The 3,139-nt window shown below is 64.8% G+C and carries 3 protein-coding genes; all 3 read left to right on the top strand.

Going from position 1 to position 3,139, the window contains the following annotated elements; all coding sequences use genetic code 11:
- On the top strand, positions 1-1,057 hold a 1,057-nt coding region (locus DMX10_RS32085; RefSeq protein ID WP_146603115.1), incomplete at its 5' end, for an HNH/endonuclease VII fold toxin-2 domain-containing protein.
- 17 nt (positions 1,058-1,074) lie between these two features.
- Positions 1,075-1,974 (top strand): hypothetical protein, encoded by a 900-nt coding sequence (locus tag DMX10_RS33395; protein ID WP_236204798.1) that lies wholly within the window; start codon positions 1,075-1,077, stop codon positions 1,972-1,974.
- Positions 1,974-3,139, top strand: a 1,166-nt coding sequence (locus DMX10_RS32075) for a TIGR02270 family protein (RefSeq protein WP_111264874.1), incomplete at its 3' end; no start/stop codon positions are given. The genes DMX10_RS33395 and DMX10_RS32075, both read left to right, overlap by 1 nt.

Here is a 3,139-nt window from a genome sequence, read left to right as displayed (position 1 = left end):
CCCCTACCCCAACACCGGGATGGCCAGTGACACCACCAATGGCACCCGCACGATCAAGATCACCGGCAAGGAGGCGATGCTCAAGAACAAGAGCTACTTCAAGACCAGTACCGGCGACGAGGCGGGCTGCGCACCGAAGAAAGGGGTCGTCACCAGCAAGATCAAAGGCAAGGTCTACTACACCGCCTGGTCGATGGACGTGAAGTTCGAGGGTGAGAACGTCGTCCGCCACATGGACCTGATGACGCACAACCACGCATCGATGCCCGGCAACACACCGACCTGGCCCTATCTCGACGAAATGGCAGTATCCAAGGAAGAAGGACCTTGCAAGGACGACATCAAGAAGGAGAAGGAGGCGTGCAAGGAGTTCACCCCGCACAAGGCGGACGGCCCCAGCCCCTGTCCTCCAGATGGCAAGCCCTCCACCAAGGATGAAGCCGATGCTTATGCGGACAAGACTGCGGCAAAGGAGTGCCTCAGGGCCCGTCGATGCCAATTGAGCCCTTATGCGCCTACCGGAAAACAGCCCGGCTGCTGCCCGGGACAAACCGGGCACCACGTCGTTGAGGCCGGCTCGTTCTACAACGTGGGGCGAGGCGGCTCGAACTCGACGGCCATTGAGGGGACCGCGAACTACAACGCCGACAAGGCCCCATGCATCTGCGTGGAGGGCTGCAATCAATATCACGGTACTCACGGGCTGATGCACACCTACCAGAGCACCGCCGCCCTCAACAGCGGCGCGACCACCCAGGCCTTGCCGCTTGAAGGTGGGAAGCAGACTTCCGTCGTCAGCCTCACCTACAAGCAGGCAAAAACCTTCGGTGTCGATGCAGTAGGCAAGAGCTTCCCGGAGTCCAAGTGCGAACCTGCCTGCCTTGAAGCGCAGCTGGACGCTTACCACAACAAACAGGGCATCGACGACTCGACCCAATGTCGTTCCATTGCCACCGGTTACAAGGGAGACGAAGCAGAGAAGGCAGCCAATGCGGCTGTCGTAGCCCGCTCGTCCCGCCTGGCCGCCGCATCCGCATCCGCACCAAGCGGCCGATAATTTCTCGGGAGAAATTGATGACTCTAGGACTCAACACCAGACACACCTACGTATCCGGCTGCGTGCGTTATCACGACCTCGCCTATACCGCATCGCAGGACGATGCCGTACCGGCCGAGGTGGAGCACAGCCACTTCCATGAGATCGATGGCAGCAACCTTGGTTACATCGGCGCAGTGACCTGGGCCACGGCCAGCATGGCGGTGAGCAAATTCCCCCATGAGCAAATGATCGCCATGTCGGCTCACGGTGAAGTGAAGCTATTCGGCAGTGGGAAACAGAGCGACGAGCAGATCACCACTCCCGATGGCTCTCCAGAAACACGGGGGCTGCTCAGAAAGCTGCGCACCATCGAGAACCGCACGTACGCTGTTGGCATGGGTCGCCAGGTGTATCGCCGCGAGAACGAAGATGACTGGCGTTGTCTCGACCAGACCATTCGACCTGCTGTCGGGGAGGTCAAGGGCTTCGAGTCCATCGACGGCTTCTCGTCTTCGGATATCTACGCGGTAGGTTGGGATGGCGAGATCTGGCATTTCGATGGACAGAAATGGGATCAGAAAAGCAGCCCGACCAACGTTGTGCTGACCAGTGTCCTCTGCGCTGGGGACGGCAACGTCTACATCGCAGCGCGTCAGGGTCTTCTGATCCGCGGCCGTGGCGACAGCTGGGAGAGCATCGAGCACGAAAGCATGGATGAGGACATCTGGGACCTCGCCTGGTATGGCGAGACACTCTATCTGTCGACCTACAGAGGCGTGTTCAAACTGGCCGGCGACAAGCTGGTTCCCGTCGATTTCGGCGCTGACAAGGCCTGGACCACCTACCACCTGAGCGCCGCCGATGGCGTGCTCTGGTCTTTCGGCAAGAAAGATGTCATGGCCTTCGACGGCCAGACCTGGACCCGGGTCGACTGATGATCCCCATCGTCCTCGACCAGCACGCCGAAGAGGCCGGCTTCCTCGCCGGCCTGCGCGACTATGCCGTGCGCGCGCCGCATTACGACCTCAAGCACCTGCGCACCCTGGATGGCCGCATCGAGGCGCACCTGGACGGGCTGCTGGTGGCCGGGCTCAAGGGGCTGGACCTGTTGCTCAAGGGGCTGCATCCGCTGGCCACCGGCGAGGTGTTCGCCGCCACCGCGCTGGCCTTCATGGCCGGCAACGGCCCGGCGCTGTCCACCCTGGCCGAGCACCTGCGCAAGGCGCCGGACGGCGAGCGGGCCTTCACCGCCGCCCTCGGCTGGCTGGAGTGGGAGAAGGTCGAGCCCTGGATCGAACGCCTGCTCTCATCCCAGGAACCGCTGTTCCGCCGCCTGGGCCTGGCCGCCTGCGGCATGCACCGGCGCGACCCGGGCCCGGCGCTGATCGCCGGGCTGTCCCACGCCGACCCCGGGGTGCTGGCCCGTGCCGCGCGCACCGCCGGCGAGCTGCGCCGGCGCGACCTGATGCAGACCATCCGCGCCCACCGCCTGCACGCCGACGAGGCGGTGCGCTTCTGGGCCAACTGGGCAACGGTGCAGATGGGTGACGAAGAGGCCCTGGGCCCGCTGCGCCTGCTGGCCGAACAACAAGGCGCGTTCCGCCTGCGGGCCCTCGACACCCTGCTCTGCTGGCAACCCCGCGAGGCCAGCATCGCCTGGTTGCGCGGGCTGATGCAGAGCCCCGAGCACCGGCGCCTGGTGATCCAGGCCACCGGCCTGTTCGGTGACCCGGTGACGGTGCCCTGGCTGATCCAGCAGATGGGCGACCTGCCCCATGCCCGTGTGGCCGGCGAAGCCTTCACCCTGATCACCGGAGCGGATCTGGCCGAGCTGGACCTGGAGCTGAAGGTGCACCCCGACTACGACGCCGGGCCCACGGACGACCCCGAGGACCCGAACGTGGAGATGGACCCGGATACCGACCTGGCCTGGCCGGACCCGGCGCGGGTGGAAGCCTGGTGGCAGGCCAACCAGGAACGTTTCAACCGTGGCAGCGGCTACCTGCTGGGCCAGCCCCTGAGCGAGGCGCGCTGCCTGGAGGTGCTGAAGACCGGCTACCAGCGCCAGCGCATCGCCGCCGCCTGCGCCCTCGACCGCTA

It is taken from the genome of Pseudomonas sp. 57B-090624 (assembly GCF_003234055.1).
Taxonomy (GTDB): Bacteria; Pseudomonadota; Gammaproteobacteria; order Pseudomonadales; family Pseudomonadaceae; genus Metapseudomonas; species Metapseudomonas tohonis.
Note: the sequence above shows the minus strand (reverse complement) of the source record. Positions and strands in the feature narration are given on the sequence as shown.

Bases quoted from the DNA above. Each gene is read 5' to 3' on its own strand.
- DMX10_RS33395 (WP_236204798.1), top strand. From the start codon at position 1,075: ATGACTCTAGGACTCAACACCAGACACACCTACGTATCCGGCTGCGTG.